Below are 20,806 nucleotides of genomic sequence, written 5' to 3'. Positions count from 1 at the left end.
ATTTAAAAAATTATGCGGCATAACAACTACAGCATATTATTTCTAATGATAACAGCGTTGCTTTATTCATGTAGCGCAACGAAAAACCTGAAGGAGGGGCAAGTTTTATACACGGGCGCCGACGTGGCGGTGAATCCTGATTCGGCCAAAAAAGTGCCGGGCCAGAAAGATTTAAAAAATGCCCTTGAAAGCAAAACCCGGCCCGAGCCTAACAAAAAAATACTGGGCTTCCGTTATAAATTATTTTTTTACAACCTGGCCGGAGAACCCAAAAAAGAGAAGGGGCTCAAATATTGGATGAGGAACAAGCTGGGTGAACCGCCGGTGTTGATGACCGATGTAAAAGTTCAAAACAATATCAATGTGCTGCAAAGCTATCTGATTAGCAAAGGCTATCTGCAGGCTTCTGTAACCGGCACAACAGAAATCAAAGGGAAAAAGGGACGCGCTAAATATGCTGCATTTACACGCGACAGGTATCAAATCAACCAGATAGAATTCCCAACTGAACCCACGGCACTCGAAAATATTATCAGGAGAACCTCCGAAAAAACGGTCTTAAAAACAGATGATTATTATGATATCGACGCTTTCACCACAGAGCGTGAAAGAATTGACAACGAACTGAAAGAAAGGGGATATTTTTTCTTCAACCCTGATTATATCATCATCAAGGTTGACAGCACCATCGGCGACAATAAAGTAAACGTTTATGTGAGAGTGAAAGATCTCACACCGATTGAAGCACTCAAGCCTTATCGCATTAACGATATCAATATTTATCCAAACTACCATTTGCGACGCGACTCCGCGATCAGGGTGTCAAAACCGGTGATCCACAACAGTTTTAAAATTTTCGATCCCCGAAATACTTATAAACCTCAACTTTTTGACCGGCTGGTATTTTTTGAAAATGATGAAATCTACAACCGGCACGACCATAGCTTGAGCCTGAACCGTTTAGTCAATATCGGAACGTTTCGTTATGTGAAAGCCGAGTTCGACCCCCTCGATACTTTAGGAAGCGACCTGATGGATGCCAACTTTTATTTAACGCCGCAGAAGAAAAGGTCGCTGTCGTTCCAGGTGACCGGCACCAGCAAATCCAACAACTTTGTTGGCTCGGAGTTGAAAATAACCAACACCAACAGAAACCTGTTCCGCGGCGCGGAGCAATTAATCACCAGTCTCAGCGGTGGTTTCGAAACGCAGGTAAGTGGTGCAAAAACAAATTCCTATTCGCTCGGAGCCAGCGCCAGCCTTGTATTTCCGCGCCTTGTTTCACCCATTGAATTTCGAAACGAGCAAAATTCAGTTCCGAAAACGCATATCACCCTGAGCGGGCAACTGTTGAGCCGCGCGCTCTACTTCACGATGCTTTCTGGTAACCTGGAGTACGGTTATATCTTTAAAGGAAGCCCTTATATTGAGCACAACTTTAACCCGTTTTCCGTTTCTTATGTTAGAACATTGAAAACCACTGACAGTTTAGAGCAGCTGCTGGTGCAGGTGCCCAGTCTGCGTGGCAACTATGAGAACCAATTTATTTTCAGCACCAATTATAAATTCACATATAGTGATCAATTCAGGCAGGACAAAAGAAATCATATTTATTTTCTGGGTTCGGTAGAAACGGCGGGCAATTTGGTCAATGCTTTTCTAAAGAAAAATGAAGAAGGACGAAAAACCCTGTTGAATACGCCGGTAAACCAGTTCATCAGATTAGAAGCCGACTTCCGGGATTATTATAAAATAAAACCCCAACTCGTACTCGCAGGACGCGCGAATGTGGGTTATGGCATTCCCTATGGCAATAGTTCGGTATTGCCTTATGTTAGACAGTTCTTTGCGGGTGGCAGCAACGATATCCGGGCTTTCCGCGCCAGGTCACTGGGGCCGGGAACATATAATTACGATATCAATCCAGATGAAACCCAGTTCTTTGCAGATCAGGGTGGCGATATAAAAATGATGCTAAATGGCGAACTCAGAGCGAAACTTTTCAGCGTTATTCATGGCGCCGCCTTTGTAGATGCCGGTAATATCTGGACCGCCAAGACGGATACTTCAAGAATCGGAAGCCGTTTTAATTTTGGCCGTGCCTTAAACGAATTTGCAGTAGGCGGCGGCGTAGGCTTAAGAGTAGATGCAACAATTTTTGTTATACGGTTTGACCTTGCCACACCTTTCAGAAAACCCTGGTTGCCTAAAGGAGAACGTTGGGTATTTGATAAAATGAATTTTGGAGATCCTACCTGGCGGAAACAAAACCTGATCCTTAATATCGGCATTGGCTATCCGTTCTAATGCTTTTTAACCCGATCGGTGCAATGAAATTTTTATACCGCTTTCATCATTGTGGCGTTATTATTGGATATAATCAACAGGTTACCAATAAAATTACACCGCTAGATGAAAAAAGTATTCAACCGACCCAAAACATTTTTCCGGCAAGCTAAAGATATTTTGATTGCCTCCGCAAAAGGTTTCGCCAACGACAAAGTGCCGAAACTCAGCTCCTCCCTGGCGTATTGCACTGTATTTTCAATGGCGCCGTTGCTCACTATTGTGATTGCATCGGCGAGCCTTATCTACAAAAAAGAAATCATCGAAGGCAAAATCTACGACACGGTCATCAATTTTACGGATAGCGCCACGGCGCTTCAAATTCAAAATATGGTCACCGAAGCCAGTTTAAGCGGGAAAACCACTATGGCATTAATTATCGGTATCATTTCTCTTATCATTGGTGCAACAGCCGTTTTTTTGGAAATCCAGGACAGCCTTAATACAATTTGGAAGGTGAAAGCTAAACCCCGTAAAGGTATTATGGGTTTGCTTACCAATCGGCTTAAATCTTTTTCACTGATTATTTCTTTGGGCTTTTTATTACTCGTGTCGCTGATCCTCAACAGCATTTTGGGCAGCGTTCAAACAAGGCTCCAGGATCTAGTGCCTGTAGAGTCGGGCTGGTTATTCATCATCCTTAACAATGTGCTCACTTTCTCGGTAATCACTTTCCTGTTTGCTATTATTTTCAAAGTACTTCCTGATGTTATCATCAAATGGAAACCGGCTTTTGTAGGCGCGGCTTTTACTACTGTACTTTTCGGCATCGGGAAACTGCTTATCGATCTGTATATTACCAAAGCGAGTCCGGGGGCTATTTTTGGAGCGGCAGGCACAATCATTATTGTATTGCTTTGGGTTTATTATACGTCGTTTATTTTGTATTTTGGAGCTGAGTTTACGCAGGTGTATGCTGAAAAATATAGCGTCGGCATTAAACCTTCCAAATATGCGGTTCACATGGAAATAATAGTGGATGAAAAGCAGGTAAGCGAACTGCCGCCACAACATCCGGAATATACGAAGGAGTAAATTTCGAAACTTTCCAACATGAATTTATGAGTAGGGAAAAGGAAAAAATGCTGACCGGGAAACCTTATCAGGCTTCCGATGAGTTGATTTTTACGGAACGGCAGCGCGCACGCGACCTTACGTTTCAAATCAATTCGCTTCATCCGCGCAACATTGATCAGCGTAACCAACTTTTTCGAGCGCTGCTGGGCCATGCAGGCAACCATTTCCACATCGAATCCCCGTTTTATTGTGATTATGGTTATAATATATCGGTAGGTGAAAATTTCTATGCCAACTATCACTGCACGATACTCGATTGTGCGCCCGTAACCATTGGAGATAACGTTTTTTTTGGCCCGAACATTTCACTCTATGCTGCAGGGCATCCTATCCATCACGATCCAAGAAACGCAGCTTTTGAATATGCATTTCCGATTACCATTGGCCACAGCGTGTGGATGGGTGGTGGGTGCATTGTTAATCCGGGTATTACGATTGGCGATAATTGTGTGATTGGAGCCGGAAGCGTGGTCACCCGCGACATCCCTTCAAATGTAATCGCAGTGGGCAATCCCTGCCGCGTTTTAAGGCCGGTAACCGACGAAGACCGGCAGTTTTATTTTAAGAAACTCAAATTCTAACCACTTTGGCATTATTATTTGATTATAAGATGTAATGCATCCCTGAAATGCTCTTCCTACTGTTGCGAATTTCATGGGTTGTATAAAAACAAGTACATGAAATACCGTATTTTTTTCTTTTTAATTTTAATAAATATTGGCCATATTGGCTTCGCACAACCTTATAAAAAGGCTGCTGAAAAACAATTTCTGCACTATACCGACCTTATCATCAAAAAAGATTTCAGATCAGCTTCTGACTTTATCATCGACGATCTGTTTTCGATCGTACCCAAAGAGCAGATGATCTCTGCAATGGAAAAAATCTTCACGTTGCCAGGCTTTCAGTTTTCAATTGATTCACCCCGCGTGTTGAAAGTTGGCGACTCCCGCAGGATTGATTCGGCGCATTTTTTAACGCTCGAATATGCTAATATCCTAAGTATGAAATTCCATGATCAGGGTGATACTTCCGTTGTTGACACCGCGAATGCGGAAAGTGAATTATTAACGCTTTCCCTGCAATCTAAATTTGGCGAAGACAATGTAAAATATGATAGCAACACGGGGTTTTACCGCATTTATTCTGTCAAAAACGTAATTGCAAAATCCGCCAACTTAGAGCAATGGAAATTCATTGTCATGGAGGAAGATAAGATGCCATTCCTAAAAAAAATAGTCCCGCCCGAGTTGCTTAAATAATTTTACCGATATTTCGGAAAAAATAAGCGGATGATTGTTACAGATGACGCCAACGCCAATCCTGCAAAAAAGAAGAAGTTTTATCAGGTCTTGTACATACAGGTTCTCATCGCAATTATAGTGGGTTGCGCACTGGGATACTTTTATCCCGAAGTGGGCGAACGCATGAAACCTTTAGGCGACGGCTTTATCGCCCTGGTAAAAATGATCATCGCGCCTGTCATTTTCATCACCATCACAGTTGGCATCGCTTCGATGAACGATATGAAAAAAGTAGGGCGTGTCGCCGGAAAAGCCTTTATTTATTTCATAAGTTTTTCTACGCTGGCGTTGATCATCGGCCTTATCGTGAGCAATATTGTTCAACCGGGCAAAGGTTTGAATATCGATCCGTCAACGCTACAAGCCGCTTCTATTTCGCAATATGTCAGCAAAGCTCACGATAGTTCGCTGATAAATTTTGTTTTAGAAATTATTCCCAAAACGCTGGTTAGCCCGCTTAGCGGAGATAATATCCTGCAGATTCTTGTGATCGCTATTTTAATGGGCATTGCCATTTCCCAAACGATGCCTCATAGCAAACCCGTTTTAGTTTTTTTAGAAGCGCTGGCCCATCCGGTTTTCAAGATTGTTTCCCTTCTGATGAAGCTGGCGCCCATTGGCGCTTTCGGGGCTATCGCATTTACCATCGGTAAATACGGCATCGACTCTATGGGCAACCTGGTAGCGCTGGTTGTTACTTTTTATGCCACCTCCGTATTTTTTGTGATTGTAGTGTTGGGGTTGGTAGCCCGGTATAATGGCTTTAATATCTTTCGCTTTTTAAGATACATAAAGGATGAATTATTGCTGGTGTTAGGCACCAGTTCCTCCGAAGCTGCCCTGCCAACCTTGATGCAAAAAATGGAAAGGGCAGGTTGCGCCAAACCTATTGTAGGGCTGGTAGTGCCAACAGGCTATTCATTCAATTTAGATGGTACGAATATTTATATGACGCTGGCCGCCCTGTTTATCGCACAGGCCTGCAATATCGACCTTTCACTTCAAAGCCAGACCGTTTTATTACTCATCGCAATGCTTAGTTCTAAAGGCGCCGCCGGCGTAAGTGGTGCCGGGTTTATCACACTCGCGGCAACATTGGCTGTTGTACCGGAAGTGCCGATCGCCGGAATGACGTTGATATTGGGCATCGATCGCTTTATGAGCGAGTGCCGGGCTTTAACCAATATGACGGGAAATGCGGTGGCCACCGTTGTTGTAGCGCGATGGGAAAAACAACTGGACAAAGAACAACTGCATCAGGCGTTGCACGCCCATTCAACATCCACCGAATAACGATGAATGATTATATTAAAAATCAATTATAAAATATAAAGATGATACGTTCATTATAAGTTCCATTCAATCTTAAAAACATAAACCATTTACGAATGAAAGCAAGTCACGAAATAGACTACGAAATTTTTGGCGAAGAAATGCAATATGTAAGCATTGAACTCGACCCACAGGAAACCGCGATTGCGGAAGCCGGCAGTTTCATGATGATGGACGAGGGCATCGAAATGGGCACCATCTTTGGCGACGGAAGCCAACGAAGCCAGACCGGCGGATTTCTTGGGAAACTCATGAGCGCCGGAAAAAGAATCCTCACCGGTGAAAGCCTTTTCATGACCGCCTATAGTAATGTAGGCCATGGCAAGAAAAAAGTTGCCTTCGCCTCGCCTTATCCCGGTAAAATTATTCCGCTCGACCTGTCGGCTTTGGGAGGAAAAGTTATTTGCCAGAAAGATGCCTTTCTCTGCGCTGCTAAAGGAGTTTCTGTAGGCATAGAATTTCAACGCCGGTTAGGTACCGGCCTATTTGGCGGCGAAGGTTTTATTATGCAAAAACTCGAAGGCGACGGTATGTCGTTTGTGCACGCCGGCGGGCATGTGTTTCACCGGGACCTTCAAACAGGCGAGCGTTTAAAAATTGATACAGGTTGCCTCGTTGCCTTTACGCAGGGCGTGCGCTACGACATCGAACTCGTAAAAGGAATTAGGAATAAACTCTTTGGCGGCGAAGGCTTTTTCTTTGCCAATCTCACCGGCCCCGGCCGTGTATGGATTCAAACCCTGCCTGTAAGCCGACTGGCTTCGCGCATTCTATCCTTTGCAACCACCAATCGCAAAGAGGAAGGAAGCGTGTTGGGCGGATTAGGCAACTTGCTAGACGGGGATGGTTATTAGCACTTTGCCCGCTTAATAAAATAAATGCCCGCGAGCTGCGGGCATTTGTCTTTTATATACTAAACTTTTTCATTCAGTTGAAGCTGATGAACCGCTGCTTCCACGCCTCTTATTTCGGCCAACCCCTTCAACCTTCCAATGGCTGAGTAGCCGGGATAAGTTTGCTTTTCCAGATCATCGAGCATTTGATGGCCGTGGTCGGGACGCATTGGAATGCGACGTTGCTGTTCATGCTGCAGCTGCGCCACGTATTGAATGATCGATACAATATTTCCGTTGCCTTCCAAATGATTGGCTTCGAAAAAATTGCCCTCTTCATCACGATCGGTGCTGCGTAGATGTAAAAAATAAACGCGGTCGCCATATTTTTTGATCATGGACAAAAGATCATTGTCCTTTCTAGCGCTGTAGGAGCCGGTACAAAAGCAAAGCCCTGCATTTTTAGATGGCACGTGTTGAAACAGCGCTTCAATATGCGCGTCCGTGCTCATAATCCTGGGCAGGCCCAAAATAGGATAAGGCGGGTCATCCGGGTGAATAGCCAATTGCACACCATGTGCTTCAGCTGTTGGCGCAATTTCATTCAAAAATGAAAATAAGTTCTGCTGCAGCTGATCAGCAGAAATATGGCCGTACTCATTTAAGAGCGACAATACTTCCTCCGTTGTAAATAAGCCGTCTGAGCCTGGCAAGCCCATAAGGCAGGTAATCTTCAATTTTTCGATCTCATTCAAACTAAGACTGTCAAAAAACTTTTTGGCCTTTTTCACCTCTGCTTCCGGATAATCTTTTTCGGCATCCGGCCTTCTTAAAATATAAACATCAAACGCAATAAATTCTTTCCAGCCAAACCGCAGACAGCGCGCTCCGGTTGCGGTAGGGTAATCGAGGTTGGTTCTAACCCAGTCCAAGACCGGCATAAAATTATAAGTAACCACTTTAATTCCATTCGCCGCAAGGTTGGCCATACTTACCTTATAGTTATCAATCCATTGCTGATAGTTGCCGTTTCTTTTCTTGATATCCTCATGTACCGGCAGGCTCTCCACCACTTCCCAGGTTAGGCCGGCATTTTCAATGACTTCTTTTCTTTTCAAAATTTCTTCGTTGGTCCAGATTTCACCAACAGGAATATGATGAAGCGCTGTTACGATGCCTGTTGCACCAGACTGCCGGATATCGCTAAGGGAAACAACATCGTTATCACCATACCATCGCATGGTTTGTATCATTTTGTAGCTCATAATGGGCTAAAAATAGAATAAAAAACTTTCACGGATAAAAGATTTTTAGCGCCATGGCGTTATAAATGAGTCCAAAAAAAAACGGTTCCGGAGAGCCGGAACCGTTTCGCAAACTTTAAATATATAAAAAACTAAACCTACACAAATTTTTACCTACCCCTTCCGCGGCTGCTTCTTTCGCTGCCGCCAGAAGAACGCGGGGTGCTTGAACTGCGACTGCTACTGCTGCGGCTTTCATAACTCCTGCTCGGCATGCTTCTCTCTACGCGGGGTGCGGACTGTTGCCTTTGCGCTTGCACCGCCCTTGATCTGGAAGCTGCGGCTTCACGTTGCGCCTGAGCACGTTGCTGGGAAGCGGCTTCGCTGGCACGGCGCTGGTTCATTTCGCGCGAGCGGGCCTCTTGCTGTTGTCTTACCTGCGCTTCACGCTGCTGCCTCACCTGAGTTTCGCGTTGCTGTTGCCTTGCCTGCTCGGACCGTTGGCGGGCTTCCTCATTGCGCTGCCTGTAGATCGCAGCGCGGTCGTTTGAACTCCTTGCCGCCTCAGAACGCTGCACCTGCCTTTGATTTTCACGCATATTCGTATTGCTTTGAGTGCTCGAACTCCTGCTGCTCGAACTTCTGTCCGGAGTAGCCTCTATCCTGCGTGCCGATGATGATCGGATTGCATTGCTACTTCTACTTCTATCATTGTTCGCGCTTTCGCGCCTTGGAGCAACGTTTACGTTGTTATTGTCAGAACGAGAACTACGTACATTCGTGCTTCTGTCAGTTCTGCTGCCCGAGTTGCGCGCTACACTGCTTCTGTCATAGCGCTGAACTGTTCTTGGCGCGTAGCTTGAATTGTTTCCACTTCTGGTCACCGATGGCCTATATACTGATATGGAATTTCTGCTTACAGCACTTCTGCCAGGGCGAGTAGCATTTCTCACGCTTACGGCATTGATACGCCCGGTATATCTTTCCACATCGCCGCGGCGCGGACCGTTGGTATAATACCCTCTGCTGCTGCGGGTACTGTTTCCTCTGGCGCCATAATAATTATTGATAATAGTCGTACGATTAAATATTGTTACATTGTTCCGGTAGGGATAGTAATAGCGACTAATATATCTTGAAGTCATGTACCTGCAAGGAGCAAATGTCCAGTAATCGTAGGGCGGATTATAGCTTCCAAACCCGATACTGATATTAATGCCGGGGCGTATGGGAGCCCATCCGTAATAATCGCCGCCGCCGCGCCAGGAAACCCAGGCAGGAGACCATTCATAGCCCGGCACCCAAAGCCAGCCATAAAAGGGATCATAAAACCAGCGGCCATAGTGGAAAGGCGCCCATCCCCAATCATATCCCGAGTTCCACATCCAATCGTTATCGGCGGTATAAGCCCAGGAGCCGTTGGTCGAATAAGGCCGGAAATCAGATCCTAAGCGCGGGCGCCAGGTGTATCCATACTCCGGATAATCAATCCACTCGCCATAAGGGCTAAGTTCGTCATAAAAGGTTTGGAAATTGATATTTACGCCAACCCTGGGTTGCGCATCAACCGGCTTGTTGAGCAATATGGCCAGGGCCAGCGCAAACCCAAACCCTAAAAATTTTACAAATCTCTTCATCTTAATTTATTTAAACCTTGTTGTTATAAAAATCGCGAAGCATCGGCTTCTGTTTAAAAGACGCGGGGTTTAAAATAAAGTTGCGTTAACGTAGGGCAGGTAAGGGTTTGGCATCATTTTTAAGATTTAGTTTGCATTTTGGCGGCTTTAACAGGGCATTAGGTAGGAATTTTGGAATACAGAGTAAAAAATATTTAACATATTTGCGCTGCGATGGCGGTCGATTATTATCAAATATTACAAATAGCCCCTTCTGCAGACCTTTCTGAAATAAAGGCTGCTTACCGTAAGCTGGCCCATCGTTTTCATCCTGATAAAAACCCGCACAGCAAAGAGTCGGACGCTCATTTTGAATTGATAAAAGAAGCGTATGAAACCTTATCAAATCCTATAAAAAAAGAGAAATACCTGCAAGAACGCTGGTTGTATAAAGCTAATCATCAACAGTTTGAGCAACCCGTTCATACACCCCAGTACCTGCTGAAAGAGGTTTTGCAGGCCAGTGAAAATATTTCGAGGCTGGATGTTTACAGAATGAATAAGGAAGGCGTCAGAGATGAACTGCTGTTGTTGCTGGCCGAAGAGCGCGTCTCGCTACTAAACAACTTCGGCGAAATTTCGGTGAACGACGCCATCGTATTAGAATTTATACAACTAATTTCCGTTTTACCGGTCAACGATCGATTGCGTATTTATGATAAATTATTGCAGATCAATACCAATCATAAGGCATATATCATCCAAAAAAAAGAAGACCTCTCAAGCCATCTTTTTTGGGATAACTGGAAGCCTGCATTTATCATTTTGATCGTAGTGTTGCTTTGCATTTTGATTTGGGGCACTTCGCTAAAATATTAGATAACCGCTGTTTCAAATTATCAATTTTCGGCTATCTTACTTATTAAATTATAAATTTTATGATACCTATTGGTGATGATAATTCGGGAAGAACGCGGACGCCTTATATCAATTATTTGCTTATCGCGATCAACGTGATAGTGTTTGTTTTTGCGCAGGGTATGGGCGCTAATGAAGCGTTTACCATGAGCTTTGCGACCGTGCCCGAGGAAATTTTACGCAATACGGATATTAAAGGCGGCGGATTGGGCGCCACCCCGATACCTGTTTACGGCACAATCCTTACCGCCATGTTTATGCACGGTGGGTTTGCTCATATTATTGGTAACATGATGTATCTGCTGATTTTCGGCGACAACCTCGAAAATGTGATGGGACACAAACGCTACCTGATTTTCTACCTGCTCTGTGGTGTGCTCGCCACGCTGGCGCATGTTTTTATGTCTTCTTACACCCACACTGGTATGTACACGCCGAGTTTAGGCGCTTCAGGCGCAATAGCCGGTGTTTTGGGCGGATATATTTTATTATTTCCCAAAAACAAAATCAGGGTTTTTCTTATTCCTTTTATTATCAGGGTGAATGCATTTATTGCTTTAGGCCTCTGGATTGCTTTGCAAGTAATTGAAGGCTGGGGCGCCATGGGCCGCGAAGGTACTGGCGTTGCCTATGCCGCCCACGTTGGCGGGTTTATCGCAGGCTTGCTACTCGTTCGTTTCTTTGTAGACAAAAGATTGGCAAGAGCGCGTTAACCGATACGCTACGCACAGCGTTGATACACGGAAAACAACTTGCCTTGTCCGAGCCGGTCATCCTCATTATACCCATTTCCCCTTGGTTCCGGTAATCCGCGTTACATCTTTGACAAGCGGGAATTTTTCAGTTTTTATTTCTTCAAAATAGATATGGCATACAGGTTGGGTTAGCTCACTGCGGTTATAGTAAAATTTAAGGCTGCAATCCTGGTCATTCATCGGCCAGGGAATATCATACCGGACATAATTGAGCCACACCGCTTCATTAGCAGTAGGGACGATCCGGAACTTTTTGGCATTGGTATTCCACTTCGGCCCCTTCGCCGGGTCTTTAAGCAAAGCAATCACTTTCCCGGCCGATGCAGACAAAACCGTAAATTCCACTTTTAATTCCCGGACGGTATTTCCATTATGTTTTACCCACCTTTCATAAACTGAAATTTCTTTTTCTGTCTTTACCCATTCAAAATCGCCCGCCCGGCATATCGTGAAAAAAAATAGAAAAGTAATAAATGTAAAAACGGGTTGTAGTAAGTGTTTCATATATTCTATACTTTAATTGGCCGGGTCCCGGCCGGTAATGGAAACAATGCTGATACATTTATCAATACAACTCATCCGCCCACTACCCCTATGATTTGCCATTAAAAAATCTTTTACGATGTCATTGGCTTTGCTTTCAGAAACCCTTAACACTTGTTTTGCGTTACTACTACCGGTCATCTAAACGTTGGGTAAACAATCTAAAATCTTCTTATCTTCAAAAAAAATAATCTTATGCTACGAACGATTTATGTGTGCTTTTTATTAACGCTAACCACGTCTGTCATCGCGCAGGATGCTTACTGGCAGCAGGATGTATCTTATAAAATTGAAGTAAGTCTCGATGACAAGGCCAATACTCTTTCGGGGAAAGAAGAAATTGTTTATAAAAACAACGCGCCTGAAACGTTAACTTATATCTGGTTTCATATTTGGCCTAATGCGTATAAAAATGACAGTACCGCCCTTTTCCAACAATTGAAAAACGATCCTACTTCTGAAGATGATCTATCCACTATCACCCATGGGTATATCGATGGTTTGGATTTTAAGGTAAACGGGAAAAAGGCCAAAATCGAACCCCACAGCAATCCCAACTATATTGATATCATAAAAGTAATTTTACCCGAAAGCCTGAAGCCCGGCGCTTCCGCCACTATTGCTACCACTTTTCGTGTAAAACTGCCCTCCTATTTCTCTCGTTCGGGTTATGCCGACGGGCAATTTATGGCAACGCAGTGGTACCCGAAGCCGGCAGTGTATGATAAAAGCGGGTGGCACGAATTTCCCTACCTCAGCATGGGCGAATACTACAGCGAATACGGCGATTACAAGGTCGATATTACATTGCCCGGTGATTATGTGGTCGGCGCCACCGGCGTGCTGCAAAACGCGGATGAGTTAAAACAATATAAAAGCATTGGAATGAAAAATGCAACCAACCGCACTGAAGCACCCGAATTATATAAAGGCAAATCGGGAAATAAAACCTTGACCTATCTTGCTAAAAATGTTCCGGACTTTGCATGGTTTGCAGAAAAAAATGTCGTGATTCAGTATGACACCTTACAATTGAGTTCAGATAAGACTGTTGACGCTTTTACCTTCTATAAAAATAAACCAGGCACGATTTGGAACAATAGCATCGATTATGCGAAAGACGCCACAAGAGCCTACAGCCACTGGATTGGCGATTATCAATACCCTACGGTGCAGGTTTTTGAAGGCCCCAAAAACAATTCTTCCGGTGGAATGGAATACCCGATGATTACGCTGATCACTGTTCCTGACGCCAGTAAAGAATATCTGGACGGCGTGATCGCCCATGAAATCGGGCACAATTGGTTTATGAGTATGCTCGGCAGCAACGAACGTGAACACACCTGGCAGGACGAAGGGTTGAATACCTATTTCCAATTTCGGTACGAAGCAGAGAAATACCGATACAATTCCATCTTCAAAGATCAAATTCCGGAAGCCGTTAAAAATCTGCCTTTAGTGCAATTTCAGTCGGCGCTTTATAATGCCATGCGGCAGATTCCAATGAATAGCGCTATAGATCAACCCGCCGAAAATTTTAAGAGTTCTCAGGAGTATGGATTGATCTCGTATTTAAAAACCGCGATTTGGGTTTACCAGTTGGAGCAACAATTTGGCCGGCAAAAAATTGACGAGGCTTTTAAAGATTATTTTAAAGCATGGAGCAACAAACATCCCCAGCCGGAAGACCTCAAAGCGAGTTTTGAAAAGTCGCTGGGCAGCAATTTGGATGCGGCTTTCAATAAATTAAAAACGGTGGACAATCTTTAACTAAATCATTGTTCGGCTTTGTTGCTGACAGATTAGGTTCAATTATTTTATACGTATGATTATTTCCCTAGCTCATAAAAAGGCCCTGGTCGGTGGATCCAGCCAGGGCTTAGGCTTTGCGGTGGCGCAACAATTGGCCGCCAGCGGCGCTTCCGTAACCCTTATGGCACGAAAGGAGCAAAAGCTTCAGGCTGCCTTAGCCGCTCTTGATACAAAAAATGGGCAGCAACACCAATACCTCGTTGTTGATTTTGCTGATTTTGATTCGTATAAGAAAATAATTGATGATTTCTTTTTAAGCAATCAGGTAGATATTTTGGTAAACAACACGAACGGCCCCTCAGCCGGCACCGTGCTCGAAAAAAAGGCCGACGACTATTTTAACGCCTTCAACATGCTTTTTCAGACAGTGCAATATACAACAGCGGCAGCCATAGGGTCGATGAAAGCAAAACGTTTCGGGCGCATCATCAATCTTACCTCCCGCACGGTGAAAGAGCCGGTTGACAACCTGGCCTTGTCCAACACTATTCGCGCTGCGGTTGTAGCATGGGGCAAAACCCTTTCGCGCGATGTGGGAAAGTTTAATATCACAGTAAACAATCTGCTCACGGGCAATTTTGATACAGAGCGGCTGACCGAATTGTTTACCGCGCAGGCCCAGGCACAGCAGACCACTCTGGAGGCCATTAAACAAAAATCAGTGGAAGAGATCCCTCTGCAAAGACTGGGAAAACCCGAAGAGCTGGCGAATATGGTGGCATTCTTAGCCTCCGGGGAAGCGGCTTATGTTACAGGCACAAGTATTCCCGTGGACGGTGGCTTATTGAAATCGATATAAAAACTGACAGATCATGCTTCTAGTAGCTATACCCTGCTTAAAAACTCCTTTGGCGTGAAACAACGCAGGTTTTTACAAAACTTCTTTAGCTTCGCGCCATGCATTACGTTTCTGCGGAAGGTTTGGAAAAAAGTTATGGTATTCAACCGCTATTTTCCGATATCTCATTTCATATAGAAGAGGGTGATAAAATCGCCCTGGTGGCCCGCAACGGCACCGGAAAGTCGACGCTTTTAAAAATTTTGGCCGGCAAAGAAACGCCCGATCAGGGAAAATTATGGATCAATAAAGATGTAGACGTTGTGCTGTTCGAACAGGAGCCCGACCTCGACCCCGAGCAGAGCATCGCCGATAATGTGTTTTTTCATAATAGCCCGGTCATCAATGCCATAAAAAATTATGAATCGGCCAGCGAAGCGGCTGACGCTGATAAAATAGCGCTGGCGCTGATAGCAATGGACGAACTGCAAGCCTGGGATTTTGACGCCAAAGTAAAACAGATCTTCGGCAAGTTAAACATCCACAACCTCGACGCTATTGTTAAAAACCTGAGCGGCGGCCAAAAAAAACGGGTAGCGCTGGCGAAAACCCTGATAGATATTGGATTTGAGCACAAGCACATACTACTTATTATGGATGAGCCCACCAACCATCTTGATGTTGAAATGGTGGAATGGCTCGAACATTTTCTGAACAAGGAAAACGTCACCCTGCTGCTGGTGACGCACGACCGCTATTTTTTAGACGCAGTTTGCGAAGAGATCTGGGAAATGGAAAGCAGCAGCCTTTTTGTTCATAAGGGGGATTATGAGAATTATCTCGAAAAAAAATCTCAAAGAATCGAAAATGAGCTGGCCAGTATCGATAAAGCTAAAAACCTTTACCGGCGCGAGCTGGAGTGGATGCGTAAACAGCCTAAGGCGCGCACTACCAAATCTAAAAGCAGGGAAGATCATTTTTATGATATTGAAAAACGCGCCAAACAGCAGGTAGTGAATGAACAGGTAGAGCTGCAAATGAAGATGAACAGGCTGGGCGGAAAGGTTGTTGAACTTAAAAAAGTTTATAAGGCCTATGGCGATAAAAAAATTCTTGACGGTTTCGATTATACGTTCAACAAAGGCGAGCGCGTGGGTGTGATCGGTAAGAACGGCGCCGGCAAATCCACGTTTCTGAATATACTACAAGGCTTGCAGGCGGCAGATAGCGGCAAGGTTAACATTGGCGATACCGTCATCTTTGGCAATTACTCACAGCAGGGCCTGGAAGTGAAACATGATATGCGCGTGATTGAATTTGTAAAAAACATCGCAGAGCATTTCCCGCTTGCCAAAGGAGGCACACTAAGCGCTTCCCAGTTTCTGGAGCTCTTTCTTTTCAATGCCGATAAGCAATACACCTATATCAGCAAATTGAGCGGCGGCGAAAAACGGCGCTTACACCTGCTTTCCATCCTTTTTAAAAATCCCAATTTTCTAATTTTAGATGAGCCTACCAACGACCTCGACCTGCCGACGTTGGGAGTACTCGAAAACTTCCTTATGGAATTTCCCGGTTGCCTGTTAATCGTCAGCCACGACCGCTATTTTATGGATCGCCTTGTAGACCATCTGCTGGTGTTTGAGGGCGATGGGGCGATCAGCGATTTTCCCGGCAATTATACACAGTTCAGATTGCAGGAAGATAAGAAAAAGGCAAAAGCCGACCAGGCGCCCTCGCCTAAGCCAGAGGCATTAAAAGAGGCCGCGCCGCCCGAAAAAAGAAAAATCTCATACAAGGAAAAACGAGAATTTGAGTCGCTTCAAAAAGAAATGGAAGACCTGGCCAGGGAAAAAGAAACGATCACCGCGCAATTAAGCGCCGGCAATCTTTCCTTTGAAGCCTTACAGCAACTTTCCAGCCGCATCGGCGAGGTCACCAACCTCATTGATGAAAAAGAAATGCGCTGGCTGGAATTGAGCGAACTAATTGAAGGTTGACAAGTGTAAGTACGTAAAACAAAATCATTCTTATATTAATAATTTCTTTATCTGTCTGTAAAAACCGTAGCCCGGCGGAAGATGTGGGGACGAATCTTAGGTTGAACGGCTTAATCGTAGTATTTTCGCGCCGCATTTCCTGACTTAAACGAAGTAGATTGAAAGAAACTATTGAAACCGATGTGGTCCTTATTGGCGGAGGTATTATGAGTGCCACATTGGGCATGCTGATCAACCAGTTAGCGCCCGATAAATCTATTCATATTTTTGAAAGGCTGAAAGACGTTGCCGAAGAAGCATCTGATGCCTGGAATAATGCCGGCACCGGCCATGCGGCCCTTTGCGAATTGAATTACACGCCCCAGGATGAAGCCGGCGTTGTGCACACCGATAAGGCGCGCTCGATCATGGAGCAGTTTGAAGTTTCCAAGCAATTCTGGGCCTATTTGATTGAGCAGGAAAGACTGGCTAACCCGAAAGATTTTATTCGCTCCACCCCACACATGAGCTTTGTTCGGGGCGAAAGCGACGTGGATTATTTAAATAAACGGTTTCAAGCGCTGCAGCGAAGCACGCTTTTTCATCCGATGGAATATTCGGAAGAGCCGGAGGTGATAAAACAATGGGCGCCCCTCATTACTGAAAACCGCGACCCCCGTGAAAAAATCGCTGCTACTTACTCGCCGATGGGTACCGATGTGAATTTTGGAGCGATCACAGGCGCGCTTATCAAATCTTTGCAAAAGTCGGGCAGCACACAGCTGCATCTGCATCACGAAGTAAGAAAATTGAAGCAACAGGGCGATAAGCGCTGGAGGGTTAAAGTGAAAGACCTGGGCTCGGGAAAGAAATATTATGTGCTCGCCAAGTTTGTTTTTATCGGCGCCGGAGGAGGCTCTTTAGAGTTGCTGCAAAAGTCAGATATCCCTGAAGGAAAAAAATATGGCGGCTTTCCTGTAGGCGGCCAATGGCTGGTTTGCAAAAATTCCGAAATCAGTGCGCGCCACAACGCGAAGGTTTATGGCCAGGCCGAAGTAGGAGCGCCGCCTATGAGCGTACCGCATTTAGACGCACGCATTATTGACGGCGAAAAAGCGATTCTCTTTGGCCCATTTGCTACCTTCTCTACCAAATTTTTAAAAGAAGGGTCTTATTGGGATTTGTTTGGTACGGTAAAATACTGGAATATTTTCCCTCTTATCAAAGTTGGAATCAAAAACATTGATCTTGAAAAATACCTTATCAAACAGTTGAGCCTTTCTGTTGAAGACCGGATGAATGTGTTGAAGCAATTCTATCCGGAAGCCAAAAAAGCGGATTGGAAATTACAGGAAGCCGGCCAGCGCGTTCAAGTCATTCATAATGATCCCGAACATGGGCCTACGCTGCAATTCGGAACTGAGATTGTAACCTCGGCAGATGGTTCTATTTCTGCTTTATTAGGCGCTTCGCCCGGTGCCTCAACAGCGGTTTCCATTATGTTGAAATTACTATATCAATGCTTCCCCGATCGTGCCGAAAGTAATATGGACCGGTTGAAAAAAATGATTCCCTCTTACGGTAAACTGCTCGAAGACGATGCAGCATTGCTCGCTGAAGTAAGAGCGCGCACGAGCCGTGTATTAGAGTTGACAGCATAGATCGTACTCTTAACGCAGCGATACAACACATTTCCTTCGTAGCCGAATTTCACCAGGGATCTTGAGAGTTGGCCGTGGACTCGGTGTTTGGAACTCGAACATACGCCGAGCCTCTTTCAGGAAACTCGGCTCAGAAGATAGCACTACGCCACCAGCTGAAGGGCCTTCAAATTTTCGGCCACTTCGCTTCCTTCCCAATTACATTACACTTTTACATTTCCTTCCCAGCCGAATCTCACCAGTGATCTTGAGAGTGGGTCGTGGACTTGGCGTTTAGAATGGCTTCGAACATACGCCGAGTCCCTTTCAGGAGACTCGGCTAAGAAAGATTTTAACAGCAAACTTTCGCTTACCCGGCTTAAATAATTTGAAAAAAGAAGAGTAGCCATATTGCATAATAGATTCCTTCCCAGCCGAGTCTCACCAGTGATTTTGTGGGTTGGCCGTGGACGCGGCGTTTAGAACTCGAACATACGCCGAGTCCCTTTCAGGACACTCGGCTCAGAAGATAGCACTACGCCACCAGCCGAAGAGCCTTCAATTTTTCGGTCACTTCGCTTTGTATACTCAACGATTTATCGGCATTGTAATAGGTTTGAATTGCATTTTTCACCACCTCGAATGTTGCTTTTTGAGCAGCCAGTTTCAGGTACATCCCCTGCGCTTCTTTAGGCCGAGGGCCCCATACAAAAAGATCGCGGCCCGTTTCATCTCTTACAATAAGCATAGGAATGGATTTTGATGTCCCGGTGAGATATTGATCAATCTCAGATCCGCTGTCACGCAATTGTATTTGAAAAGTGATCCGATCGTTGAGCTCACTCATCAAATAAAGAATCGGAACAATATGGGCAGCGTCGCCACACCAGGGTTCGGTAATCACCACCCAGGTCTGTGGTTTTTCAATCGCTTGTACAGCAGATATTGCGGCTTCCGTAATCGGATTGGTTTTGATCCAACGCTTCATGCGCGTGGCATTCAGCTTGGTATATTGAAAATAGTCAGGATTGTCATAAGGCGCCGGCGGTTGATCGGCAGATAATAAGTTTTGCGTGTACGCGAAATATTCGCTCCAGGTCATTGTGTTCATGATGAAATAAACAAAAACCGAAAAGAAAAGTTGAAAAACGCCTTAATTACATTACACTTTTTCTTTTCCTTCCCAGCCGAGTCTCACCAGTGATCTTGTGAGTGGGCCGTGGACGCGGCGTTTAGAATTGCTTCGAACATACGCCGAGTCCCTTTCAGGAGACTCGGCTAAGAAGGAAGTTGACAAACGCCTTAATAACATTCCACGTTTACTCTCTAATTTCCCTTCCCAGCCGAGTCTCACCAGTGATCTTGTGAGTGGGCCGTGGACGCGGCGTTTAGAACTGCTTCGAACATACGCCGAGTCCCTTTCAGGAGACTCGGCTAAGAAGGAAAAGCGATGATACAAGACGCCAATTTTGATATTCAGAAGAAAGGCTTGGGATTGTTATCCGCTCATAAAAACTTTTACTCCCCAAAAGACCTTCACAATTTCAAAGAAATTTTACAATTAATAGAAGATAATTTCAAAGAGAGGGGATCGCGTGCATTTAAGAAACAATTGCTTTCAAGTAAAGAGAAAGAGGTGTGGTCGTGCGAGTGTGGTAAAGTTGGAAATGATCTGGACGAATTCTGCTCAACTTGCGGTAAAGACATTTTCGGCTTTACCAATCAAGAGCCTCATCCTAGCAAAATTCCGGTCATTATTAAAGAGCGGATAGAGTTAATTTCGGAGCAATTGAGTTAGTAATCTAAGCTAAATCAAATGGACATTTCCTTCCCAGCCGAGTCTCACCAGTGATCTTGTGAGTGGGTCGTGGACTTGGCGTTTAGAACTGCTTCGAACATACGCCGAGTCCCTTTCAGGAGACTCGGCTCAGAAAGATCGGATTGGTTTTAATCCAGCGCTTCATGCGCGTGGCGTTTAATTTAGTATATTGAAAATAGTCTGGGTTATCGTAAGGTGCAGCAGGACTTTCACTTTCCAAAATTTCTTGCGTAAAAATTACATACTCACGCCATGTTAATCTTTCCATATGTAGGTTAACAAGGAAAGGTAGTAAAGGCTAAAAGCAGATCCAGATTAATTACAGTTCCGCTGCTTGGAGTAGGCCCAATTTTCCTTTATTTTTTTTGTGGTTGCACAATCAGCGAACTGTTCAAACTGCATATACTCATTTAAATTCTTTGAATCTTCAGAATATATTAGACGAGTTTCGCTTTCACCCTCATCTTCAAAATAATATGCCGCACAAAAATTGCCTCCCCCCTTTGTTGAATTAACTTCAACTTTTTGCAAACCAAAGGTTTTTTTAAAAAAATCTATTTCAGACTTCAATTCAGGAATGATCAGCACTAATGAGTCAGAACTGTTTTGGAAAGAAAGCTTGTTTTTATTTTTGTTTATGATATTAGTAGCATATTCAAATCGTTCTAAAGATTTTAACAGCGAGCTTTCGCTTACACGGCTTGAACAATTTAGGAAAAGAGGGAATAGCCATATTAAACAGTAGATTTTCATACTTTTTAGCGTGTTCATAAAAAATATGCTTTTACATACAAGCAACGAAGGTTTTAC

General features: G+C 44.5%; 18 protein-coding genes. 13 read left to right on the top strand and 5 right to left on the bottom strand.

Going from position 1 to position 20,806, the window contains the following annotated elements:
• Positions 1-45 precede the first annotated feature (45 nt).
• The 6 genes from ABDK00_RS03400 to ABDK00_RS03375 all read left to right on the top strand — a co-directional run bounded on the left by ABDK00_RS03400 (position 46) and on the right by ABDK00_RS03375 (position 6,913).
• The gene (locus ABDK00_RS03400) at positions 46-2,307 is read left to right on the top strand and encodes a BamA/TamA family outer membrane protein (protein WP_428400361.1); all 2,262 of its coding nucleotides are present in this window, start codon (positions 46-48) and stop codon (positions 2,305-2,307) included.
• Between the two features lie 105 nt (positions 2,308-2,412).
• Complete coding sequence (locus ABDK00_RS03395) at positions 2,413-3,381, top strand: YihY/virulence factor BrkB family protein (RefSeq protein ID WP_346238101.1); 969 nt, start codon at positions 2,413-2,415, stop codon at positions 3,379-3,381.
• A gap of 26 nt (positions 3,382-3,407) precedes the next feature.
• A complete protein-coding gene (locus tag ABDK00_RS03390) occupies positions 3,408-4,004 on the top strand; it encodes a sugar O-acetyltransferase (RefSeq protein WP_346238100.1) in 597 nt (198 codons plus the stop codon).
• 96 nt (positions 4,005-4,100) lie between these two features.
• Positions 4,101-4,685, top strand: coding sequence for a hypothetical protein (locus tag ABDK00_RS03385; RefSeq protein WP_346238099.1), 585 nt, complete (start codon positions 4,101-4,103; stop codon positions 4,683-4,685).
• A gap of 30 nt (positions 4,686-4,715) precedes the next feature.
• Positions 4,716-6,020, top strand: a complete 1,305-nt coding sequence (locus tag ABDK00_RS03380) for a dicarboxylate/amino acid:cation symporter (protein WP_346238098.1) — start codon at positions 4,716-4,718, stop codon at positions 6,018-6,020.
• Between the two features lie 95 nt (positions 6,021-6,115).
• On the top strand, positions 6,116-6,913 hold the full coding sequence (locus ABDK00_RS03375) for a TIGR00266 family protein (RefSeq protein ID WP_346238097.1): 798 nt from the start codon (positions 6,116-6,118) through the stop codon (positions 6,911-6,913).
• 59 nt (positions 6,914-6,972) lie between these two features.
• Here the strand turns inward: ABDK00_RS03375 and uxuA are convergent, their stop codons facing one another.
• Positions 6,973-8,157, bottom strand: a complete 1,185-nt coding sequence (gene uxuA / locus ABDK00_RS03370; RefSeq protein ID WP_346238096.1) for a mannonate dehydratase — start codon at positions 8,155-8,157, stop codon at positions 6,973-6,975.
• Positions 8,158-8,306: 149 nt separating this feature from the next.
• Positions 8,307-9,773 (bottom strand): DUF6600 domain-containing protein, encoded by a 1,467-nt coding sequence (locus tag ABDK00_RS03365; protein ID WP_346238095.1) that lies wholly within the window; start codon positions 9,771-9,773, stop codon positions 8,307-8,309.
• A 213-nt stretch (positions 9,774-9,986) separates the two neighbouring features.
• Here ABDK00_RS03365 and ABDK00_RS03360 point away from each other — a divergent pair, with 213 nt between their 5' ends.
• Positions 9,987-10,631 (top strand): J domain-containing protein, encoded by a 645-nt coding sequence (locus tag ABDK00_RS03360; RefSeq protein ID WP_346238094.1) that lies wholly within the window; start codon positions 9,987-9,989, stop codon positions 10,629-10,631.
• 59 nt (positions 10,632-10,690) lie between these two features.
• Entirely contained in the window at positions 10,691-11,383 is a 693-nt protein-coding gene (locus tag ABDK00_RS03355) for a rhomboid family intramembrane serine protease (RefSeq protein WP_346238093.1), read from the top strand.
• Positions 11,384-11,449: 66 nt separating this feature from the next.
• Here ABDK00_RS03355 and ABDK00_RS03350 read toward each other — a convergent pair whose 3' ends face one another.
• Complete coding sequence (locus tag ABDK00_RS03350; RefSeq protein WP_346238092.1) at positions 11,450-11,929, bottom strand: hypothetical protein; 480 nt, start codon at positions 11,927-11,929, stop codon at positions 11,450-11,452.
• A 234-nt stretch (positions 11,930-12,163) separates the two neighbouring features.
• Between ABDK00_RS03350 and ABDK00_RS03345 the strand changes: the two genes are divergently transcribed.
• From ABDK00_RS03345 to mqo, 4 genes are all read left to right on the top strand, one after another.
• Positions 12,164-13,738: a M1 family metallopeptidase gene (locus ABDK00_RS03345; RefSeq protein WP_346238091.1), complete on the top strand. Its 1,575-nt coding sequence runs from the start codon at positions 12,164-12,166 to the stop codon at positions 13,736-13,738.
• Positions 13,739-13,793: 55 nt separating this feature from the next.
• The gene (locus ABDK00_RS03340) at positions 13,794-14,579 is read left to right on the top strand and encodes an SDR family oxidoreductase (protein WP_346238090.1); all 786 of its coding nucleotides are present in this window, start codon (positions 13,794-13,796) and stop codon (positions 14,577-14,579) included.
• A gap of 98 nt (positions 14,580-14,677) precedes the next feature.
• On the top strand, positions 14,678-16,558 hold the full coding sequence (abc-f, locus tag ABDK00_RS03335) for a ribosomal protection-like ABC-F family protein (protein WP_346238089.1): 1,881 nt from the start codon (positions 14,678-14,680) through the stop codon (positions 16,556-16,558).
• A 158-nt stretch (positions 16,559-16,716) separates the two neighbouring features.
• Positions 16,717-18,198 (top strand): malate dehydrogenase (quinone), encoded by a 1,482-nt coding sequence (gene mqo / locus ABDK00_RS03330; RefSeq protein WP_346238088.1) that lies wholly within the window; start codon positions 16,717-16,719, stop codon positions 18,196-18,198.
• A gap of 514 nt (positions 18,199-18,712) precedes the next feature.
• Here the strand turns inward: mqo and ABDK00_RS03325 are convergent.
• Positions 18,713-19,288 (bottom strand): thioredoxin family protein, encoded by a 576-nt coding sequence (locus ABDK00_RS03325; protein WP_346238087.1) that lies wholly within the window; start codon positions 19,286-19,288, stop codon positions 18,713-18,715.
• Positions 19,289-19,627: 339 nt separating this feature from the next.
• Between ABDK00_RS03325 and ABDK00_RS03320 the strand changes: the two genes are divergently transcribed.
• Positions 19,628-19,975: a hypothetical protein gene (locus ABDK00_RS03320; protein WP_346238086.1), complete on the top strand. Its 348-nt coding sequence runs from the start codon at positions 19,628-19,630 to the stop codon at positions 19,973-19,975.
• Between the two features lie 336 nt (positions 19,976-20,311).
• Here the strand turns inward: ABDK00_RS03320 and ABDK00_RS03315 are convergent, their stop codons facing one another.
• Positions 20,312-20,767 carry a hypothetical protein gene (locus ABDK00_RS03315; protein ID WP_346238085.1) on the bottom strand — a complete coding sequence of 152 codons (456 nt, stop codon included), beginning with the start codon at positions 20,765-20,767 and terminating at the stop codon, positions 20,312-20,314.
• Positions 20,768-20,806 lie beyond the last annotated feature (39 nt).

The organism is Niabella insulisoli, from assembly GCF_039652435.2.
Classification (GTDB): domain Bacteria; phylum Bacteroidota; class Bacteroidia; order Chitinophagales; family Chitinophagaceae; genus Niabella; species Niabella insulamsoli.
The sequence above is the reverse complement of the archived record's forward strand: the minus strand, read 5'-3'. Positions and strand labels throughout refer to the sequence as shown.